We start from the raw sequence: 21,255 nt of genomic DNA, 5'->3' as shown, positions 1-21,255 counted from the left end.
TCCTTTATCTTTTCTTCATACGTGTAATCATAACACACACAATAACAGCCACGCAAGAAAGAATGCATACAAGCATCCAATTTGATAAATTCGCTCTATCTCCGGTTCTTACTGTCTGAGCTTTTACAGTCTGTCCGGGAGTTTCCTGTTTCTCCTTCTCCGGTTTATTCGGTTCTTCCGGAACCTCTGGCTTATCATCCGTCATCGTACCAAGATTCACCGTCACATGATCCTTTTTAATCGTCACTTCGAAAGGTGGAATCAGTTCATGATTCTGATTTGCCTCACACCTCAGCTCTTCAATCGTATAAGTATCATACGGAAGTGCACCTTTGCAGTCATCCGGTGCGGTCAGAGTTCCCTCTGTATCGATTCCAAACCAGACTCCATCCTCCATGTTCTCTCCGCAATTCGTATTTGACGTATGCAGATTCCACTCTGCCGACGTTGATGCATAGCCGTTCTCATCTGTCACGATCACATGGGATTCCCCGGTTGTATTACTGGTAATCTTAAATGGTACTTTTGAAAGTCTCTTATGAGTGCCGTCTGCAATCTTGATAAGTTCCAGATCCCCACGGATCACATGATCTGATGCTTTATGCACATTGCCCCCGGTGAGTACAGCCGTATCTCCGTCCGGCCGTATCTGTGTCAGATATCTGCCTTCCTGTACTTCCCCGGATTCATCCTGAAACTGCATTCCATCCAGCAGATATCCTTTCGGTGCCTCAATCTCTTCCACCGTGATCGTTCCAAGTGGCAGTATCACCTGATCATTCATCATATAGAAGGCATCACCCTCTATAAGATGCGCTTCATCCAGCCGACATACATATGCGCTATCGGACTCGCCCTTTTCTTCCTTTGTCTCCAATACCCAGCTCCGTTCCGGAACCTCCGGAAGATTATCTGTCTCATAATATCCTGCATAATAATTCACACGCATTTTCGCACCGGCAAGATCTGCTCCACCAAGTGCCTGACTTTCACCAGTTTCGGCATCTACTTTGCAGATTGACACTTCTGCCTTATTCCACACCGGTGTATCCTTTACTTCTGCCACAGCAGTCTTCTCCGCTTCCACTGTCACAGGATATACATTCGTATTCAGCCGATACCCAAAAGGTGCCTGCTTTTCTTTTACGTAATAATTGCCCGGTGCAAGTTCTACTGCCGTCGTTTCTCCATTCGCATCCGTCTTAAGCACCGCCTTCTGATCCGTACAGCTTTCGTCTGCATACACACCATATTCTGCCCCCTGAAGGGTGTAACAGCGATTGTCCTCCGTCAGTTCGTTATCCTCTGCTGTCTTTTTAAGTCTTGCATACCCTGTCGGGTGATATTCCCAATATCCCAGGTTCTGATGTGCCGCCGCTCCGTCTGACAGCAGATATACCGTAAATCCTTTCGGCGCTGCCGGAAGTCCGGCGATCCGGTTGATAAATGCCTGTCCATAGCCATAATAATTATCATCATGACCATTAGCTACCGATCCGGCAAGACATGTTTCCACATAGCTGGCCCCGACATCTCCTGGGCCTTTCCAGCCATAGTAATATATCTTCCGGAGCTGCTCGTTACCCCGATTTTCTGCCGTATACTCCGCTACTGTAGTTAATGTACTTCCCGTCTGTGTCGGTGGTTCCATCTCATGACACACACACATTGCTGTTGTTCCACCATCGATTTCAAAATATCCCACTCTTAGTAATCCGTCGTTGTACCTGGTGTCATAGTAAGTCAGTACATGTGTGCCGCCCGCCTGGCGCTGTGTCACACTGTTCTGTTCTGCAACATCTTCTATATCGCTCTCTTCTTCGCGTTCTTCTGCCCGTACTGATATCGCTCCCACACACCCCCAGAATGACAGGATAAATACAACAACAGCAACCGCAAGTGGCATGATTCTACCTGCCCTGCCCTTATTATCTCTTATCTTCTTCATGTATCCTTTCCTCCAATTTTTAATATCTCTCCGCTTCGAGTATCGACATAATAACTCTTCCTGAGTATCTTTGTCAACACATTTTTAAAGTTTTATTTCAACCCGTTTTTCGGTAAAAAAAAGAGACCGTAAAGCCTCTTTTTTACCATTTATTTCCTTTTATTCCGACGCATTGCCACCCGTTTCTTGACTTCTCTCAATGCATCCTTATGGATACGTGATTCCATATTCGGGAATGCCTTTACCAGACGTTCGCCGACACTTCCAAGTCCATTAACCAGACTGTCATAACGTCCTTTCAGTTCATCCAGCTTCTGCTGCTGACTCTTGTACCATTCTTCCTTACCGGCACTGTATTCAGCACGCAATTCTTTTCTGACTTCTTTCATACTAGCCACTTTACTCTTAAGCTGTTCTTCTTTCTCCATCCCGTCTTTGACATTTTCATAGATGTTCTCACCCATGCGGTCAGAGAATTCCCGCAGCTCCGCAGCAATCTTTTCCATTGCTTCAAGACGTTTGTTCAGTTTCAGGATTGCAGATGCAGTTACATAGAGATCTGCGAGCATCGCAATACTTAATATTACCAGTATTACGATCCCTGCAATATGAGGGATGTACCCGATCAGATGTGCAACAAGCGGTTGAAAACACTTAACAATGAACACACAGAACACACCCCAGATCAGCGAAAATGGCAGGCACACATAACCGCCGATATTAAGCGGCTGTCCGGAATAATCCCACCATTTCTGATGAAAAATCCGGTCCATTACATATCCTGTCAGCCATTCGATAAATGTTACAAGTACAGCCGATGCCAAATATAATATTAACAGACTTTCTGAAAATCCCTGTAATGAAAATATTACCGATACAACTCCGACTCCATAAATCGGACAGATCGGACCATTCAAGAATCCTCTGTTGACAAACCTTCCTTCTTTTACTGCCGCAAATGCGACCTCCACGCACCATCCAAGTACACCGTACACAAAAAAGTACGCCAGTATTTCATAGATTCCCATATTTTATTCCTTTCCCAGCAATCTAATTTCTCATTTAAGTCTTATCGACTATTATATGGGAAGTTGTAAATTTCGTCAATTGGTGCTATACTTTTTCAAATAATAGATAATAATTATCAATAAGATTAAGGTGAGGATTACTATGGTTTTAAAAGAAGGCTTAAATGGACACACTTACCGTGTGCTATCCATACAGATCGAGCTCCAATTGGAGCGTCGGCTGGAAGCACTCGGTCTGACAGACGGCAGTCTGATTACTATATTAAATAATGACAAGCACGGTGCACTTACCGTCAAGTTCCGCGGCACACGCTTTGCTCTCGGCAGACGTATTGCTGATCACATTGAGATTGAGGAGGTGCACACACATGAATAACTCTGTTACTGTCGGTTTTATCGGCAATCCTAACTGCGGTAAAACCACACTGTTTAACGCTTATACCGGTGCCAATCTCAAGGTTGCCAACTGGCCGGGCGTTACGGTAGAAAAGAAAGAAGGGCATACCACCTACGAAGGACAGGATTACACGCTGATCGATCTTCCGGGTATCTATAGCCTGACTTCCTATACTATGGAAGAGAAAGTCTCCCGCGAATGTATCCTGAGCGACGAAGTCGATGTGATCATCGATGTAGCTGACGCATCCAGCCTGGAGCGAAACCTGTATCTGACACTGCAGTTGATCGAACTTGGCAAACCAGTGATTCTTGCTCTGAATATGATGGATATTGTAGAGGAACGCGGCATGGAGATTGACCTGCACCGGCTCCCGGAAATGCTGGGCATCCCGGTGATTCCGGTATCTGCCAGAAAGAAAACCGGGCTTTCCATATTAATGCACGCCGTTGCACATCACAAAGATGTATTACATCAGGATCCTCTGATCCATCATCATCCGGGACTGCACAGCAAGCACCGCCATGACCATCATGCGGAGTATACGATGGTGTACACAGATGATATTGAAGATAAAATTGATATTCTGATTGAACGAATCACGCATACATATCCGGACTTTCCGAACAAAAGATGGTTAGCCATTAAGTACATGGAAAAGGATACCAGCGCTTCCGAACAATGGCCACTTGACACCTCTGATATTCTGGATTGCAGCTATGAAAAAGATTTAATTAATCAAAAATATGATTTTATTGAAGAAATCATAGGCGAAACACTGGTCAATAAATCCAGCCGTGAAGAGCGTACAGACCGGATTGATCGATGGCTCACCGGCAAATACACCGGTCTTCCAATCTTCTTACTTATTATGGCAATGGTATTTTTCCTGACCTTTACGGTAGGCGATTTCCTGAAAGGATATTTTGAGATCGCATTGGATCTGTTTTCTTCGGCGGTAGCCAATGGTCTGGCTTCCATACATACCTATCCGATGCTTCAGTCCCTTGTGGTGGATGGTATCATCGCAGGTGTAGGTGGTATTCTCACCTTCCTGCCCAATATATTCATTCTGTTCCTTGCCCTCGCATTTCTGGAAGACAGCGGATATATGTCCAGAGTTGCCTTTGTCATGGATGACATCATGAGCGGGCTTGGGCTCTCCGGACGCGCATTTATCCCACTTCTGCTCGGATTCGGATGTTCCGTTCCAGCAGTCATGGCCTCCAGGGCTCTGGAACACAGGAAAGACCGGTTAAAGACTATCCTGATCACACCATTTATGTCCTGCAGTGCCAGACTTCCGATCTATGTATTATTTTCCTCTATGTTTTTTGGAAAATATGCGATGTTGGTCTGCTATGGCATGTATCTTCTGGGTATCATCGTGGCAATCTTAACTGCATTCATCCTGTCCCGGATTGACAACAGCAAAGCAGAACATGCGCTGTTGATCGAGCTTCCGGAATACAAGACACCAAATGCCAGAACCATAGCCATCTATGTGTGGGAAAAGGTCAAGGATTACCTGACACGTGCAGGAACCGTCATTTTCCTGGCGTCCGTTGTTATGTGGGTACTTTTAAACTTTGGTCCGAATGGGTATGTAACAGATATCAGCCAGAGCTTCGGTTCCTATATCGGCAGAGCCATCGTACCTGTCTTCGCACCGGCAGGTCTTGGATACTGGCAGATCATCGTTGCACTGATCGCAGGAATCGCTGCCAAGGAAGTAGTAGTCTCCAGCTGTGGAGTTCTCTTCGGTATCTCAAACATTGCTACTGCACATGGCATGAGCACTGCGCTGGTTGCCTTAAACAGTATTGGATTCGGTACTGCCAATGCTCTGGCGCTGATGGTATTCTGTCTGCTGTATGTTCCGTGTACTGCAACAATTGCTACGATCCGTCGTGAAACCGAAAGCAGAAAGCTTACCATTCTCTTTGTACTGTTCCAGCTCTGTGTTTCCTGGATCATGAGTTTTCTGTTCTATCATATCTTTCTGTTAATAGGATAAATACGAAGTGAAACAAGAAAGGCATCGGGATTGCTCCCGCTGCCTTTCTTTTTCTTTATATCTTTCCGTATCTGTGCATAATGGCCTACATCAGCTTCTTTAATATATTCAATTTGTTCTTGAACGGTGCATACCGGATTGGAATATCCAGAAGTACCGATTTCTTCATAATACTCTTTTTATGTGTAAATGTGTCAAAGCTGTCCTTTCCATGATAGCCACCCATTCCACTGTTGCCCACGCCGCCGAATGGCATATGGGACGTTGCCAGATGTACTATCGTATCATTGATGCAGCCGCCGCCATAAGACACCTGTTTGAGCATCATGGCTTCTCTTTGCTTATCTTTCGTGAAGTAATACAATGCTAACGGCCTCGGTCTGGCATTGACCATCTGAATCGCCTCTTCAATATCATAAAATGTAAGAACCGGAAGCAGCGGTCCGAAAATCTCCTCCTGCATTACCGGGCTCTCCCAGGTCACCTGATCCAACACGGTCGGCTCAATCTTAAGCATGTCCACATCAGATCCACCACCACATACTATGTGTGCCCGCTCCGTCAGCCCCAGTACACGGTTAAAATGCTTTTCATTGATCATCTTCGGATAATCCGGATTCTGCATCGGATCCTTTCCAAACATCTTACGGATATATTTTTCCATATAACGAACGAGCTTGTCTTTCACACTGTTCTGTACCAGAATATAATCTGGTGCCACACAGGTCTGCCCACTATTCAGGAACTTACCCCAGACAATACGCTTTGCCGCCAGCTTCAGATCTGCAGTCTCGTCTACAATACAAGGACTCTTGCCGCCAAGTTCCAGACTCACCGGTGTCAGATGTGCAGATGCCTTCTCCATGACGTATTTACCAACATTTACACTTCCTGTAAAGAAGATATAGTCAAACTTTTCATTCAAAAGTGCCTGATTCTCCTGTCTGCCACCTTCTACTACAGCGATATATTTCTCCTGAAACAATTCTCTCAACATATCTGCCATAACCTTTGTAGTATGTGGTGAATACGCAGATGGCTTCACTACTGCACAATTACCTGCACAGATTGCCCCCACAAGTGGTGCGATCGTAAGCTGGAACGGATAATTCCAAGGTGACATGATTAACACGATGCCATACGGTTCCGGATATATAAAAGACTTCGATGGAAATTGCGTGATCGGTGTAGGCACTCTCTTCGGTGCTGCCCATTTCCGAAGATGCTTTAATGTATATCGAATCTCTTCTTTTACTATACCAATCTCAGTAGCATAAGCTTCAAAATTTGATTTATTCAGATCCATATAAAGTGCATCCATAATCTCCTGTTCATGTACTGTGATCCACTGATACAGCTTCTTTAACTGGCGGATACGAAACTCCACATCCTTAGTATCACCTGTTTGAAAATACGCTCTCTGCGTATGCAGCATACTCTTATATTCCATCATAATGTTCTCCTATTTCAACTATCTCAGATGGCAAGCTGTGTGTCGGTGCCATAACAGATTGCTGCTGCGCACACACACCACATCGCCAGATATACAATGCCCGGTATCCTTGTCTCTGCAAATCCATATACCAGAATAATCATGAGCATCGCAATCACACCTGCCACTGCTACTAATTTCTTTCCTAATTTTTTCATAAAAGAACACCTCACTTCCTGTAATCAATATAGCAAGTAAGGTGTCCAATAATCCGTACACCTATTTCTTTGAGCGGAATTTTTTTGCTTTTTTAAGATATGGGATCTCGATCGGATCTACCGGAGTCACCGGGTTCTCAATCTTATCTTTTCTTCTCCGTTTGAAATACTTCAGCATAGCTCCTCCCCGGTTATAGAACCAGAACAGATCTGCCAGTATCTTGTGAAATGCTCCCATTTTCTCCTTGGTAGTTCTGCCATACAGAACACCTCCGGCCTGAATTGCTGCCTTTTCCCGGATCAGATTAATAAGCTCCGTCTCACAGGTAACCATCTCCGGAAGTATCGTATAGCCTGTCCCGATACAGTCTGGCTTGTGGGCATCACTTCCACCAACTCCCGGTTTCCCGTATTCAGCCGCAAGTCTGGCTGCACTGTCATTAGACTCCTGTGATTCGCATGCGTTAAACACCTCTATAAAATCAAATCTTTTCACAAATTCCTGTGACTTCCGATACCTTTTTGTATTGGTCATACTCATATATTTAGCTCCATACGGATGCGCCGGGCCAAGGATACCTCCATGCCTGTGTACGAATTCAATCAGCATCGATACCGGAAGACCTTTTAACTCCAACAGCCTCATACGAACGCCCTCCGGCATAATGCAGAGCATATGTCCTGCATCCAGTGTATCATACTCAATGCCTTTCAAAACTACGAAATCCTGGTGAGCTTTCCCTTTCATTTCATATTTCCAATGCCTGTAACCATGATAACTGTCGTGGTCCGTGATCAGCATTCCATCAAAGCCTTTTTCTTTCAGAACAGTAATATATTCATCCAGGCTTACCCGGCTGTCAATCGAGCCTTCATGCACATGACAATGCATATCTATCTTCATGTGTAAGCCTCCTTTGTCATTTTTTCTTTATTATACCACGTTACTGCCAAAATACAACAAAGGCAGTCTGCCCGCCACAGTCTCTGCTGTCACTGGCAAACTGCCTTCTACTTCATTTAAATCACTCTATGATCTTAAAATCATCATCAAAGTCAAGATTATCATATCCGGATTCCAGATCATCATCAAGATATCCTTCATCCTCATCATAATCTCCATCCAGACTGTCCTCGCTGTCTAGAACATCGTCGTAATCTGTCTCCAGATCATCGTCATCTTCCAGATCGGTTACTTCTGTATCATCCATATTATCATCGTCAAGCAACATTCGTGCCTGCTCTACTTCTGCTTCTCTGGATTCTTTTTCTCTGTGCTCTCCGGCTTTCTTGACCTGCTTCCTGCCAACCTGTCTGGATCGCATGATGAACTGTACTGCCACACAGATTGCAATAAGCACTACCGGCACTCCAATCACTGCTGCCAGATAATTACCTAACCCCAACATGGAAACAGCTGCATTACCTGCCATGTAACCACCATAAATGGATGTGATAATAATTACCAATGGATCAAACATCTTCATCGTAACGATCGCGAGAACCAATCCTAACACGCCACATACAGCAATCACCGGTATAACCTGCTGATTGATAGCCGATACTCCCATGCTGAATATTGCCAGCCATACAAAGAAAAATATACCAACTCTGTAAAATACACATACAAGAATCGCCAGTATCACTGCGCCTCCTGCCATAGCTCCCACAGAAGCCATTCCATTCAGTCCTGCCACAACAGAAACGATGCCCCCTGCTGCCACTCCCAGGACCAGTCCTACCAATGCTGCCCACACACGTGCCAGTTTCAATCCAAACAGACCGATGATCAATCCGATACAGATCGTAACCGCCAGTATAACCGTACTCTGCAGAAAGGACAAGCCATTGCCCACTATCTGATTTACCTGGGTCATCATATCACTCATACTACTTCTCCTTTGTGTTACTCCTTCATGACTGCATCTTCCGGTGAGCCGATTAGAATTCTACTGATCCACTCTCTGTTTCGTTGATCACATAGTATACTTTGCTTTCTTCCGGTTTAATGTAAAGATCCATAGTCTTGATCTCACCGATCTTGTGACCGGACTTTTTCCATGCTTTCTTTACATCAGCAATCATTGTATTCTCATGTACCTGCTTGCCATAGTATTCTACGTAAGCATTTACCTTCATGTCTTTTTTGCTTCTTCTTGTAGTTGCTTTCTTTGCAGCTTTTTTAGTTTCTTCTACAACTGTCTTAGCTGCTGCTTTTGTCTCTTTTGCTGCTGTCTTAGCTGCCGCTTTTGTCTCTTTTACCGCTTTCTTGGCTGCCGGCTTAACTTCTGCTGCTGCATTCTTCACTGCCGCTGCTGTCTTGCTTTCTTTTTCTTCTGTACCCGGCTCAGCCTTTTCTGAAGTCTCAGCAGCCTTTTCAACTGCTGCAACCTTTCTTGCTACTGCCTGTGCTTCAGACACAGCCTTTCTTGCTGCTGCCTGTGCCTCTGCTGCAACATTCTTACCAGCCGTCTTCTTAGTTCTTGCCATGACAAATCCTCCAAATACTATATTCTATCTACACTTATGTGCTGTCCCATTCTGTCTGACCTCTGATGTAACAGAAATTATTATAGCACTTCTGGAAGATATTTCAATTAAAGATTACAGCGTAACTATTTTATTTACCGACAAAAGTCAACAATTCCTGCTTTGTCTGCTCTCCAACTGTACGTTTCACAACCTCTCCATTCTCAAAAATGAGAAAAGTAGGAATAGACATAACGCGGTATTCTCTGGCAATATCCATGGCGCTGTCAATATCCAGCTTGCACACCCTAATATCCGGATACTCATCTGCGATTTCTTCTACGATCGGTCCCATATTCTGACACGGTCCGCACCACTGTGCCCAGAAGTCTACCAATACCGGCTTATCTGCCTTTAATACTACATCTTTAAAATGTTCTGCTGTTACATGTATTGCTGCCATATATTTATCCTCTTTTCTTTTTTAGATAGTTTGTAAGTTCCTGATCAGATTATACATGATACCTGAAAAAATATCACTGTTTTTCCTCAATATATCCTCACAAAAAATCTCATTAACCCTATTTAAGATCTAATGAATATCTCACTTCAGATTCTTTCTGCCAAGCCTCACTTCTTCCATATGACGCACCAGATTTTCATCCATATGGTCAAACAGATAGTTGCGATCAGATTCTCTGTGTCTGTCCCATTCTTCCCGGATCTGCCTCTCTGTAAATGCGATCTCTTCACGAAATTCTCTGGCTGAGATCAGATGTGCCCCCTGGCTGGTTGTGATCACCTGCTCCACGCCATCTGAGGTCACAACCGTCACATGTCGTTTTCTTCCAATCTCATGGACTACTTTTTCGATATACTGATCGGCAGTCTCAGCTTCCTTGGTAAATACCACATGGATATTGTGATAACGTTGGATTTCCAGTACCTCACCGTCTACCTTATAGGCATCAAATACCAGAATGAGTACACATCTGCGGAAGCCTGATAATTGCTCAGCACATCCATCAGTTTATTTCTCGCCGCCTCAATATTATCTTTTGCCAGTTCTTTTAACTCATCCCAGGCAAAGATTACATTATAACCATCTACCAGCAGATACTCTATTCCGTCATCTCGATGCTTTTTCGGCTTACTGTCCACTGTCACTACCGTCTGACCGACAGGCGCATTCCTCCGCTCGATCTTGCCATACGTACGGATAAAGATATCTTCCAGCTCTTTTTCTTCTTTGGCATTCCATCCGATGCCAGCCGAAGACGGTGCTTTCTTTCCGGTCATGCGGTCCTTACGGCGTGCAGAAGACGTATCAGTTGTCATGTCCTTCTGAATCTCCTGCCGCTTTTTCAGTTGACTCTCGATATGCATATGCGAGAACACTTCATTCCATGGCACATAATATCCTGCTCCATGGGAACAGAATACAGAACCAGCCGGATTCTCCGTATCTGCTTCCGGATCATAGCCAATTTCTTCTATCACAGTATCCTGATCTGCACACGGACGATAACCGTCTAATGTACAAAACAGCCGTCCCCCGCCTCTGGTATAGGTCGTCACTTCCATCTGATAATCCCGCATAGCAGATACCGGCGCCATTCCTGTGATTACTGTCATATCACCGTCCGTTTCCGGCGGTTCAAATTCGCCATGCATCTTCTGAATGTCATTCAGAGCTCTTCCCACATTCTCTGCCGGGATCTCCATAGCAAATGAATAATACGGTTCCAGCAGCACATTATCTGCCTGCATCAGTCCCTGCCGCACTGCACGGTATACTGCCTGCCGGAAATCTCCGCCCTCCGTATGCTTGAGATGTGCTCTTCCTGCTGCCAGTGTAATATGAACATCCGTAATCACAGAGCCTGTCAGCACGCCCCGGTGCTGCTTCTCATACAGATGTGTCAGAATCAGTCTCTGCCAGTTCTTATCCAGGATATCTTCACTGCACTCCGTGTCACACACCACACCACTGCCTGGTTCACCCGGTTCCATGATCAGATGTACTTCCGAATAATGGCGGAGCGGTTCATAATGTCCCACTCCTTCTACCGTATTGCGGATTGTTTCTTTATACACGATACTTCCTGCATCAAATGTAACCGCAATACCAAATCGCTCTTCGATCAGGCTTCTTAAGATCTCAATCTGGATCTCGCCCATGAGTTGAACACCAATCTCACCATTTTCTTCCTTCCATACAATCCGCAGCATCGGATCTTCTTCTTCCAACTGCTTCAGATAGCCAAGCATGGTATGCGCATCCACTTCTCGTGGATACTGCACACGGTAGCTGAGTACCGGTTCCAGCATTGGTGCCGAAACATCCTTCTCATCACCAAGTGTCATGCCTGGTCTGGTAAATGAGAGACCAGTCACTGCGCAGACAGTGCCAGCTTCCGCTTCCTGCACAAGCTCGTACTTTTCTCCCGAATAAATACGAATCTGGTTAACTTTTTCTTTCTTTTGTTCTTCATTTGTTTCTTCAGCAAACAGTGCTTCTTTTACTTTCAGACTGCCTCCGGTAATCTTCATATGTGTCAGCCGGTTGCCTGACGGATCTCTGGATATCTTATAGACTCTCGCGCCAAACACATTCGGATAAACCGGTGATTCCGTATAAGCTTCCAGTCCCTGAAGAAAATCTTCGATTCCTTCCTGTTTTAAAGCAGAACCAAAATAACATGGAAACAGACGTCTGCTGCGTATCAGGCGTCGTATCGTATCTGCCGACAGCGTATCTGTTTCCAGATATTCTTCCATAGCAGTTTCTTCTAACATCGCCATGCTCTCCAGCCATTCACTCTCTGACACCGCTATCCTTGCATTGCCTTCAGTCAGACCGGCTGATCCTGGAAATGCTGTGCAGCCTTCTGACAGCCTGTCCTGTAATTCTGTCAACACTTTTTCCGGATCCGTTCCTGCCTGATCCATCTTATTTACAAAGATGAAGGTCGGAATCTGATATCTGGCGAGCAGCCGCCACAGAGTCTCCGTGTGTCCCTGCACACCATCAGCTCCATTTACCACCAGAATTGCATAATCCAACACCTGTAATGTACGTTCCATTTCTGCCGCAAAATCTACATGTCCCGGCGTATCAAGAAGTGTCACCGGACGGTCACCCAGCATGATCTCCGCCTGTTTGGAAAATATCGTAATGCCACGGCTCTGCTCCAGTTCATAATTATCCAGATAGGCATCCCCATGATCGACTCTTCCGAGCTTACGGATCTTTCCCGTCTGAAAAAGTATGCTCTCTGCCAGTGTCGTCTTACCGGAATCCACGTGCGCCAGAATTCCTGCCGTCAACTTACATTTCGACATATTTTTCTTTCAACTCTTTTTCTTTTGCTTCATATGCGTCATTCTGTTTCTTCTGGAAAAGTGTGTTCACTATTGTTGCTTTCACAGCTTCAAATGGCTGTACCTCAGCCTCATTTTTCTTCTCCACACGGATCAGGTGATATCCAAACTGTGTCTTTACCGGTCCTACAACCTTGCCTGGTTCTGCTGCGAATGCTGCCTCATCAAACTCTTTGACCATCTGACCATGCCCGAATTCTCCAAGGTCTCCCCCCTGCTGTCCGGATGGCAGGTAGAATGCTGCTTTGCTGCTTCCTCAAAAGAGATCTCTCCACTTACGATACTGTTCAGGATGTCAGTGCATTTATCCTCATCCTCTACCAGAATATGCTTCGCCTGCACAGTCTCTTCTTTCTTAAATTTATTCGGATTCGCTTCGTAATACTCTTTGGCTTCCTCTTCCGTCACCTTTACATTTTTCACTGCCTCGCGCATAGCAAGCTGTGCCAGAATATCACGTCTGGTATTCTCCAGAATACGTGCAAATTCCTCAGTCTTATCCAGACCCTGCTCAACTGCATCTGCCGAAAAGGTATACAACGCCAGATACTGATCCAGCAGTCTCTCCTTGAATCCCGGATACTGCAGATATGCCTTTCTGTCCTGCGGCAGATTCTCTACAAATAAATCAAATTCTTCCTGTTTAATCTCTTTTCCTGCAACAACTGCAATTACTCCATCTTTCATGTTCTTATCTCCTTCTATATCTTTCTTATAACTCCATCGGTTTCCCGTCCAGAGCCGCACTGACTAATCGGTCGTGTCCATCATAGACCAGCTTCAGTGAGAAAAATGACTCCCTTTCCACCAGAAGTCTCAGAAAAATGCGATCACCTTCCCATAGATTCAATTCTCCGATCCGGTCGATCTCTACCCATTCCAGATCTCCCTCATCACACGGAATCTCTTCGCCTTTAAATCCATCGGCCGTAAACAACGACATATATTCCGTCACACCGCTTCCTGATACAAAGGTCACGATGCCCCGGAACCGATAAGATGTCAGTGTATACCCGGTCTCTTCTTTTACTTCCCTGAGCAGGCATTCCTCCGGACTCTCATCCGCTTCAAAATGACCGCCTACGCCAATCCACTTACCTTCATTGACATCGTTCTCCTTCACATTGCGGTGAAGCATCAGATATTTTCCATCATTTTCAATATAACAAAGTGTACTTAAGGATTCCATGCTTTTCTCCTGTTTTCCAAAGCTTTTCAAATGTGCTATGATTAGTTTATCGGAATTTAGGAGGAAATGCAATGAATCGAACGATAAATTATCAGATAGATAAGACTGCCGCCGGACTCCGCGTGGAACAGTTTTTGAAACGTAAGGGATATTCTTCCCAGAATATCTCTTCCATTAAGCATATGCCAGAAAGCATTCTGGTGAATGGCGTCCATTATTATATGCGGCAGGAACTTGCCGAAGGGGACTGTTTAAGTGTCCGCATCAGTGAGACCAAATGCTCTGACAAAATCCCACCGGTAGAATTACCTTTAGATATTGTCTATGAAGACGAAGATATCATTGTCCTGAACAAACCGGCCGGCATGCCAATCCATCCTTCCCTGAATAATTACTATAATACAATGGCCAATGCACTGGCGTGGTACTACCAAGAGCAGGACAAGCCATTTATCTTCCGGTGCTGTAACAGACTGGATCGGGATACCTCCGGACTTACTGTCGTGGCAAAACATCTGGTCAGTGCCGGAATTCTCTCTTCGATGACCGGACGCAGAGAAGTCCACAGGGAATACCTTGCCATTGCCTCTGGACACGTAACGCCCGAAGCTGGCACCATCTCTGCCCCACTCGGCAGAAAACCCGGCACCATCATCGAGCGTATGGTGGACTGGGATAACGGTGAAACCGCTATCACCCATTATCATGTTGTAAAAACGACCAGACATTACAGTCTGGTCGCATTGAAGCTTGAGACCGGACGCACACACCAGATCCGCATTCATATGAAGCATCTGGGATATCCACTGATCGGAGATTATCTCTACAATCCGGACATGCGCCACATTGGTCGTCAGGCTCTTCATTCTCATAAACTTTCATTTTGTCATCCGATCACTGGAGAAATGATGTCTTTCACCGCTCCTCTCCCAGATGATATGCAGGCAGCGCTGGATGCCGATTAAGCTTTCTTGCTTCCCATGCATTTCCGGATAATGACACAGATCACAATGGTCACTGCCATATCCGGAAGTGTATTTCCTACCGGAATATCCACACCCATTAAGTATCGATATAATACAAATCCTACAATCCAGATCACAATGTTCGTCACATCAATCGCATCTGACAGACTGTCTGCACGTTTCAGGATAAAGAAGTCTGCGATCTGGATTGCGATCATCGGTGCAAACACAGAACCGATCAGATACAGGAAATCCGTAATATTATCCATCGGATATACGATCGCCCCAACAGTACCGATCACGGTCACTGCTACGGCTGCATATTTTCCATTCAGTTTGGAAAATACAGATTCAGCAGAAATGCCTGCGGAATACGCATCCAGGAATGTAGTAGTTACTGTTGAAAATACAATGATCAACAGTCCTGCGATTCCAAGTCCTGCTTTCACCATGATCTGAGCAATATCATACTCTCCGGTGTAAATCGCCGCACCCATACCGATCACGTACATCCAGCAGCTGATGATACCATAAACAACAGCACTGACTGCTGTTGCTTTCACCGGCTCCTCTGCTTCTCTTGTATAGTCACTGATCAGCGGAAGCCATGATAACGGCATCGCTACCGCCAGCTCTACAGCTGCGCCAAAGGACATTGCCTCACTTGTATCCACATTTCCTGCCGCTCCACTGAAGAAGATTACCTTGCAAAGTACCAGTGTTAGGATAAACAAAGCTGCCATTGCAATGGTATTGACCTTGCCAAGATTGGTAATCCCTACCAGAATCCACACAATGATCAATGCTCCGATTACCAGACACCACACCCATCTTCCGGTATTCAATACGCCATCTGCTGCCAACGCACCATCATAGATCATGATCGCCGTCCAGCCAACCAGTTGAAGGACATTTAAAAAAGAAAAGAATACTCCGCCGTTCTGTCCAAAACTCATTTTAACCGTTTCCATTGCACTTCTTCTGGTCTTACCGCCGATCACACCTGCCAGGAATAACATGGTACATCCGATAATGTGACCGATAATAATTGCCAGAATACCTTTCTGGAATCCAAGCGGTGCAAATGCTGTACCGGTAAGGATCTCTGCCAGAGATACGCCTGCGCCAAACCAGATCAGACCATTCTCAAAGATTGAGGTTCTCTTTTCCTTCATCTTAGACTTCCTCCTTTGCGCATTCCGTATATTCATTTTTAATTGCAAATCCGTGATTCATCGGACCACTGCCTTTACCCAGATCAAGCATTGCTGCCAGCGCACCGGAAATGTATTTCTTTGCACGCTCTACTGAAGTATCCAGATCATATCCTTTTGCCAGATTCGATGCAATCGCGCTGGACAGTGTACAGCCGGTTCCATGCGTATTCGGATTATCAATACGCTCTCCGTAGAACCATTTATATTCGCCATCTCTCCACAGCAGGTCATTGGCATCGTTTAACTGATGTCCTCCTTTGCAGAGTACTGCACAGTGATATTCTGTTCCAATCTTCTCTGCTGCCTTGATCATATCTTCTTCTGTATGGATCTCCATACCAGACAACACTTCTGCCTCCGGAATATTCGGAGTCAACACGGTTGCAATCGGAAGCAAGCGCTTTTTCAATGCATCAACTGCTTCATCACAGATCAGTTTTGCTCCACTGGTAGCTACCATAACCGGATCTACTACGATGTTCTTTGCTTTATATTCTTCCAGCTTATCTGCAATCTTATTGATCAATGCATCCGAAGATACCATACCAATCTTCACTGCATTCGGATAAATATCGGTAAATATATTATCCATCTGATCTTCCAGAAATTCTGGCGTTACTTCCATAATACCTGTGACTCCGGTTGTATTCTGTGCAGTCAGAGCTGTGATCGCACTCATAGCGTATACGCCATTGCTGATCATTGTCTTAATATCTGCCTGAATTCCGGCGCCTCCACTGGAATCACTTCCAGCGATTGTTAATGCTGTTCTCATACCTCATTCTTCCTTTCTTCTGTATCTATCTATGCATTAATTTTTCCGCTTACTGCGGGACGACTGAAGGTGGTGCCCCCAATCAGCCGTCGGATTACTCCCGTAACTATATCGTCTTATAGCGGCAGTTTTCCTGCCTCAGACCAGTCTTCCAACACATAATCTGCCGTTTCCCGAATCTGCTGCCAGTCATCTCCATTGCTCATATCCCGGATACCAACCGTAATAAAACCTGCATTCTTTGCAGTCTCAATCGCATATCCGGCATCCTCAAATACCATTATTTCTTCCGGCTTTCTGCCACTATCGATGCACACTGCAGATAAATCTCCGGCTCATGCTTACCCCTGACAAGTTCAGAACAGGTCCGGATTTCCTGAAAATAATGGTCCATGCCAAGTCGCTTCAACGCTGCCTCTGCATATTCCTTATGACCTGCCGTAGCAATTATCATAGGAATTTTATTCGTATATAGTTTCTCAAGAAACTCTATCACATCTTTTTTTGCCTGTACCTCTTTGTAATAGAAGTCTCTGACTACCATCAGAAGCCCCTGTGTGATCTCTTCTGCCGACTGCGGTAAATTATAATGCTCTTTCGTATATGCCACGCCCTCTTCTATCGTCATCGGATACAGAATCTTGCTCAGTCCCGGTTCCGGTTCTACCTGAATGTTCTCCAGATACCGGACACCTGCCACTTCCCAGATTCCCATAGAATCCAAAAGCGTTCCATCTACGTCAAAGATTACCCCGCGGATCATGCATTCACCATCCTGAATACCGCTTCCTTCAATTCCCTCGTAGCCTCAGTAATATCTTTCTGCGCAAAAATGGCACTGATCACAGCCACACCGTCCAGCCCGTTTCCGGCAAGTTTTTCTACATTGTCTTTACCAATCCCACCAATAGCAATGACCGGAATATGTACTGCCTCTGTGATCTCGCGGATCATCCCTCCGTCCAATACATCTACATCCGTCTTCGACCCGGTCGGAAATACAGCCCCTACTCCCAGATAATCAGCTCCACGTTCCTCAGCAAGAAGTGCCTCCTCTACGGTATGCGCAGACACCCCGATAATCTTATCTGAGCCAAGTTTCGCTCTTACATCTCCGGCTTCCATGTCATCCTGTCCCACATGCACACCATCTGCATCCATTTTCAGTGCGATCTCTACATTATCATTGATTACAAACGGGACGTGATATCTGGCACACAGTTCTTTGATTTCTACTGCTTCTTCAAAAAAATGTTCCTGATCCAGTTCTTTTTCACGAAGCTGGATAAAAGTCGCACCGCCTTTCAGTGCTTTCTCCACCTGATCATACAGGCGTTCCCCATTCAGCCATCTGCTGTCTGTCACAGCATATAGTAACAGATCTTCTCTATCGAACTTCATATTTTGCTCCTTTCTCCAGCATCTCCGGAGTCATATTATAAATAGCATCAATGATCCGGTTGCGATATGTCGCATTTCCGTCTCCCGGCTGCATATAATCATATGCAATCTCACCTGCAAGACCCATCGTACACACTGCTGCTGCCGCCGCACCACATATATCATCCGGATTGGCTGCCAGAAATGCCGTCATCATGCCAGACAACTGGCATCCCGTACCTGTGATCCGTCCCATTTCCGGACGTCCATTGTGTACTACATAGCAGATCTTGCCGTCACTGATCAGATCGATTGCTCCGGTGATTGCAATCACACTGCCACTCTGAGCCGCGTAGTCTTTCACAAATACCACTGCCTGATCCAGATTCTCATCTGTAACTGCATCTGCCACATCAGCATCTACGCCTTTCGTTGTTCCATTGCCGAGTGCCAGTGTCTTAATCTCTGAAATATTTCCACGGATCACATCAAAATGGATCTTTTCAATCAAGCCAAGCGCAGTATCGGTCCGCAGTTTACTCGCTCCGGCACCCACTGGGTCAAGCAGCACTGCATGGTTCAATTCATTCGATTTCTCACCGGCAGCATACATTGCCTCAATCGTTCTCACATTCAACGTACCGATATTAATATTCAACCCATTACATATAGAAGTAATATCAATAATATCTGCCGGTTCGTCAGACATAATCGGGCTTCCGCCACATGCCAGAAGCACATTCGCCACATCATTAACCGTAACGTAATTGGTAATATTATGGATCAGAGGTGCTTTCGTTCTGACTTGTTTCAGGTATTTTCCTAACATACAGTTTCCTTCTTTCATTAAATGATTATAGAAATTTGTGCAAGCACGATTTTGGCACAACAGTTTACCGCACAAAAAGAGACACCCATGCAGGTGTCTCCGAAAAAAATCATATATTGATTCCTACGGCGGCATTATCCGCATCAGGTCAAAGGGTCGAAACTCCTGTTTCCTCTCAGCCTGTCTCACAAGCTCCCCTATCTTCATTCATTACTTATGAACTCCAGTATCATTATATGAAGTCTTATTCTAAATGTCAATTGTTTATGCATTTGCTGCTATTACATTCTGCTGTGCATTTTCTTCTGTATCAAATCTCACATAAGTCACACGGTCCAATGCTTCTTCTGCAATACCGGTACAGTTATCTGCCACACGGTCAAGATTCAGCAGGATACCTGAATATGCTCTGGTAAGCTCCGGATCACACAAATTCTCCTGCAAACGTTCCAGATGCTTCTTGGTGCTTTTCTTCTGTGCCTTGCGCATGCGCTTCTTATCCTTAATCACCTGTTCCGCCTGATCCACATTGTCTGTTGCCACCGCTGTAATTGCCTGTTCAAACAATTCTTCTGCAATAGTCACACACTGTGCCAGTTCTTCTTTTGCCTGTTCTGACAAAATCTTCTCTGATGTACCGATACGCTCATAAATATTTACCACATCTCCACATCGGTCTGCAATACGATCAATGTTATTGGCAATCGCAAGATATCCTGCAACCCGCTCTGCCTGCACTTCCGTCAGTGCACCACCGGTAAACAACTTTGAGATGTACGTCACAATTGCATCCTGCAGCGTCTTGATCGCATCGTGATATTTCTTAAACAACGATTTTGTTTCTTCCTTGTTATCTCCTGATACGATTTCTTTCAAAATCTTCAACATCTTTTCTGTAGATGTTGCAATACGGTTAATCTCGTTAGAAACCATGTACATTGCCGGAATCGGCTGACCTATCATCTTATCATCCAGATACTGTGGTTCATAAGAATGTACTTTCTTCGTATCATCTCCGCGTACGATCGTTGTCACGATCTTCACCATCAATGGAATCAATGGCAACCATACTAATGTACAGACTACATTAAACGTGGTATGCGCATTGGCAATCTGTCTGGAAATCACCTCCACTTCCGGTCCTTTTGGCGAAATGAACTGTACAAACTTCGCCAGCACCGGAATCAGGAACAGAAATACTATGCTTCCTGTAATATTAAAAATACTGTGTGCAAGCGCAGTTCTCTTGGCATTCTTAGACTGTCCGATGGATGCTAACAATGCTGTGATCGTTGTACCAATGTTATCACCAAACAAAATCGGAATTGCTCCTGCCAGACCGATCACACTGGTCACTCCATCCGGTCCAGGCTGTGACGCAAAATTCTGCAGCACCGCAATCGTAGCTGAACTGCTCTGTACAACCAGCGTCATCACGGCACCAAGCAGAACACCAAGCACCGGAATATCTGATACTTTCGCCATAAGTTCTACAAAAATCGGGCTGTTTGCAAGTGGCTTCATAACACTTCCCATGATCTCAATGCCTTCAAACAACAGACCAAAAGAAAAAATAACCAGACCAACATTCTTTACCTTTTCTTTCTTAGAAGCAAAGTAAAGCATAAAGCCAACAAAAATAATCGGATATATATAGTCTGTAATCTTAAATGCCATAAGCTGTGCAGTCATTGTTGTACCAATATTGGCACCAAAAATAACAGAAATTGCCTGTGGCAGACTCATCAGTCCGGCGCTGACAAAACCAATCACCATAACTGTAGTTGCAGAACTGCTCTGCAGCACTGCTGTAACCAGTGCTCCTGCCAGCACTCCCATAATCGGATTCTTAGTCAGGAACTCCAAAATCTTCTTCATTTTCTCTCCAGCAGCCTTCTGCAGCGCATCACTCATACTGTTCATCCCATACAAAAACAGTGCCAGACCGCCAGCCAGTCCAAATACTACCTTACATACTTCATTCATCACATTCTCCTCATTTCCTAT

At 45.0% G+C, this 21,255-nt stretch carries 21 protein-coding genes, 1 pseudogene and 1 riboswitch; of the genes and pseudogenes, 3 read left to right on the top strand and 19 right to left on the bottom strand.

The features are described from left to right. Positions 1-4: 4 nt before the first annotated feature. Together DXA18_RS11575 and DXA18_RS11570 are read right to left on the bottom strand one after the other, a co-directional pair. Entirely contained in the window at positions 5-1,948 is a 1,944-nt protein-coding gene (locus DXA18_RS11575; RefSeq protein WP_118384022.1) for an MSCRAMM family protein, read from the bottom strand. A gap of 149 nt (positions 1,949-2,097) precedes the next feature. Next, positions 2,098-2,976: a putative ABC transporter permease gene (locus DXA18_RS11570; protein ID WP_118384021.1), complete on the bottom strand. Its 879-nt coding sequence runs from the start codon at positions 2,974-2,976 to the stop codon at positions 2,098-2,100. Between the two features lie 142 nt (positions 2,977-3,118). Here DXA18_RS11570 and DXA18_RS11565 point away from each other — a divergent pair, with 142 nt between their 5' ends. Then, a complete protein-coding gene (locus DXA18_RS11565) occupies positions 3,119-3,352 on the top strand; it encodes a FeoA family protein (protein ID WP_118384020.1) in 234 nt (77 codons plus the stop codon). Continuing rightward, a complete protein-coding gene (gene feoB, locus DXA18_RS11560) occupies positions 3,345-5,390 on the top strand; it encodes a ferrous iron transport protein B (protein WP_118384019.1) in 2,046 nt (681 codons plus the stop codon). Before DXA18_RS11565 ends, feoB begins: the two co-directional genes overlap by 8 nt. 85 nt (positions 5,391-5,475) lie before the next feature. Here the strand turns inward: feoB and DXA18_RS11555 are convergent, their stop codons facing one another. The 10 genes and pseudogenes from DXA18_RS11555 to DXA18_RS11520 form a co-directional block, all read right to left on the bottom strand. After that, the gene (locus DXA18_RS11555; protein WP_442873207.1) at positions 5,476-6,840 is read right to left on the bottom strand and encodes an aldehyde dehydrogenase; all 1,365 of its coding nucleotides are present in this window, start codon (positions 6,838-6,840) and stop codon (positions 5,476-5,478) included. Between the two features lie 26 nt (positions 6,841-6,866). Beyond that, positions 6,867-7,040, bottom strand: coding sequence for a hypothetical protein (locus DXA18_RS15675; protein WP_158567127.1), 174 nt, complete (start codon positions 7,038-7,040; stop codon positions 6,867-6,869). Positions 7,041-7,101: 61 nt separating this feature from the next. Then, positions 7,102-7,944 carry a PHP domain-containing protein gene (locus DXA18_RS11550; RefSeq protein WP_118384017.1) on the bottom strand — a complete coding sequence of 281 codons (843 nt, stop codon included), beginning with the start codon at positions 7,942-7,944 and terminating at the stop codon, positions 7,102-7,104. 121 nt (positions 7,945-8,065) lie between these two features. Next, on the bottom strand, positions 8,066-8,929 hold the full coding sequence (locus DXA18_RS11545) for a TMEM198/TM7SF3 family protein (RefSeq protein WP_118384016.1): 864 nt from the start codon (positions 8,927-8,929) through the stop codon (positions 8,066-8,068). A 52-nt stretch (positions 8,930-8,981) separates the two neighbouring features. Further along, entirely contained in the window at positions 8,982-9,530 is a 549-nt protein-coding gene (locus DXA18_RS11540; protein ID WP_118384015.1) for a DUF6465 family protein, read from the bottom strand. Positions 9,531-9,660: 130 nt separating this feature from the next. Next, positions 9,661-9,972: a thioredoxin gene (gene trxA / locus DXA18_RS11535; RefSeq protein ID WP_118384014.1), complete on the bottom strand. Its 312-nt coding sequence runs from the start codon at positions 9,970-9,972 to the stop codon at positions 9,661-9,663. Between the two features lie 141 nt (positions 9,973-10,113). Then, positions 10,114-12,854 (bottom strand): annotated as a pseudogene (locus tag DXA18_RS11530) (NYN domain-containing protein). Continuing rightward, complete coding sequence (locus tag DXA18_RS17040; RefSeq protein ID WP_330424563.1) at positions 12,841-13,074, bottom strand: peptidylprolyl isomerase; 234 nt, start codon at positions 13,072-13,074, stop codon at positions 12,841-12,843. The pseudogene DXA18_RS11530 and the gene DXA18_RS17040 overlap by 14 nt, the downstream one beginning before the upstream one ends. Further along, positions 13,020-13,580, bottom strand: coding sequence for a peptidylprolyl isomerase (locus DXA18_RS11525; protein ID WP_330424562.1), 561 nt, complete (start codon positions 13,578-13,580; stop codon positions 13,020-13,022). The genes DXA18_RS17040 and DXA18_RS11525 overlap by 55 nt, the downstream gene beginning before the upstream one ends. Before the next feature lie 25 nt (positions 13,581-13,605). Continuing rightward, positions 13,606-14,082: an NUDIX hydrolase gene (locus DXA18_RS11520; protein WP_118384013.1), complete on the bottom strand. Its 477-nt coding sequence runs from the start codon at positions 14,080-14,082 to the stop codon at positions 13,606-13,608. A gap of 71 nt (positions 14,083-14,153) precedes the next feature. On the opposite strand from DXA18_RS11520, the gene DXA18_RS11515 reads away from it, so the two are divergent. Beyond that, complete coding sequence (locus DXA18_RS11515) at positions 14,154-15,047, top strand: RluA family pseudouridine synthase (protein WP_118384012.1); 894 nt, start codon at positions 14,154-14,156, stop codon at positions 15,045-15,047. On the opposite strand, the gene cytX is transcribed toward DXA18_RS11515, so the two are convergent. The 7 genes from cytX to DXA18_RS11485 form a co-directional block, all read right to left on the bottom strand. Next, positions 15,044-16,222 carry a putative hydroxymethylpyrimidine transporter CytX gene (gene cytX, locus DXA18_RS11510; protein WP_118384011.1) on the bottom strand — a complete coding sequence of 393 codons (1,179 nt, stop codon included), beginning with the start codon at positions 16,220-16,222 and terminating at the stop codon, positions 15,044-15,046. The genes DXA18_RS11515 and cytX overlap by 4 nt on opposite strands. 1 nt (position 16,223) lies before the next feature. Continuing rightward, positions 16,224-17,039: a bifunctional hydroxymethylpyrimidine kinase/phosphomethylpyrimidine kinase gene (thiD, locus tag DXA18_RS11505; RefSeq protein WP_118384010.1), complete on the bottom strand. Its 816-nt coding sequence runs from the start codon at positions 17,037-17,039 to the stop codon at positions 16,224-16,226. A gap of 116 nt (positions 17,040-17,155) precedes the next feature. Next, entirely contained in the window at positions 17,156-17,320 is a 165-nt protein-coding gene (locus DXA18_RS15670) for a hypothetical protein (RefSeq protein WP_158567126.1), read from the bottom strand. Continuing rightward, positions 17,320-17,802 (bottom strand): HAD family hydrolase, encoded by a 483-nt coding sequence (locus tag DXA18_RS11500; RefSeq protein WP_118384009.1) that lies wholly within the window; start codon positions 17,800-17,802, stop codon positions 17,320-17,322. The genes DXA18_RS15670 and DXA18_RS11500 overlap by 1 nt, the downstream gene beginning before the upstream one ends. Next, the gene (thiE, locus tag DXA18_RS11495; protein WP_118384008.1) at positions 17,799-18,440 is read right to left on the bottom strand and encodes a thiamine phosphate synthase; all 642 of its coding nucleotides are present in this window, start codon (positions 18,438-18,440) and stop codon (positions 17,799-17,801) included. The genes DXA18_RS11500 and thiE overlap by 4 nt, the downstream gene beginning before the upstream one ends. Next, positions 18,427-19,248 (bottom strand): hydroxyethylthiazole kinase, encoded by an 822-nt coding sequence (thiM, locus tag DXA18_RS11490; protein ID WP_118384007.1) that lies wholly within the window; start codon positions 19,246-19,248, stop codon positions 18,427-18,429. The genes thiE and thiM overlap by 14 nt, the downstream gene beginning before the upstream one ends. Positions 19,249-19,351: 103 nt before the next feature. Beyond that, positions 19,352-19,457: riboswitch (TPP riboswitch) on the bottom strand. 55 nt (positions 19,458-19,512) lie between these two features. Continuing rightward, positions 19,513-21,234 carry a Na/Pi cotransporter family protein gene (locus DXA18_RS11485; protein ID WP_118384006.1) on the bottom strand — a complete coding sequence of 574 codons (1,722 nt, stop codon included), beginning with the start codon at positions 21,232-21,234 and terminating at the stop codon, positions 19,513-19,515. Positions 21,235-21,255: the final 21 nt, after the last annotated feature.

It is taken from the genome of Dorea sp. AM58-8 (genome assembly GCF_003464045.1).
GTDB classification, from domain to species: domain Bacteria; phylum Bacillota; class Clostridia; order Lachnospirales; family Lachnospiraceae; genus Claveliimonas; species Claveliimonas ammoniilytica.
Note: the sequence above shows the minus strand (reverse complement) of the source record. Positions and strands in the feature narration are given on the sequence as shown.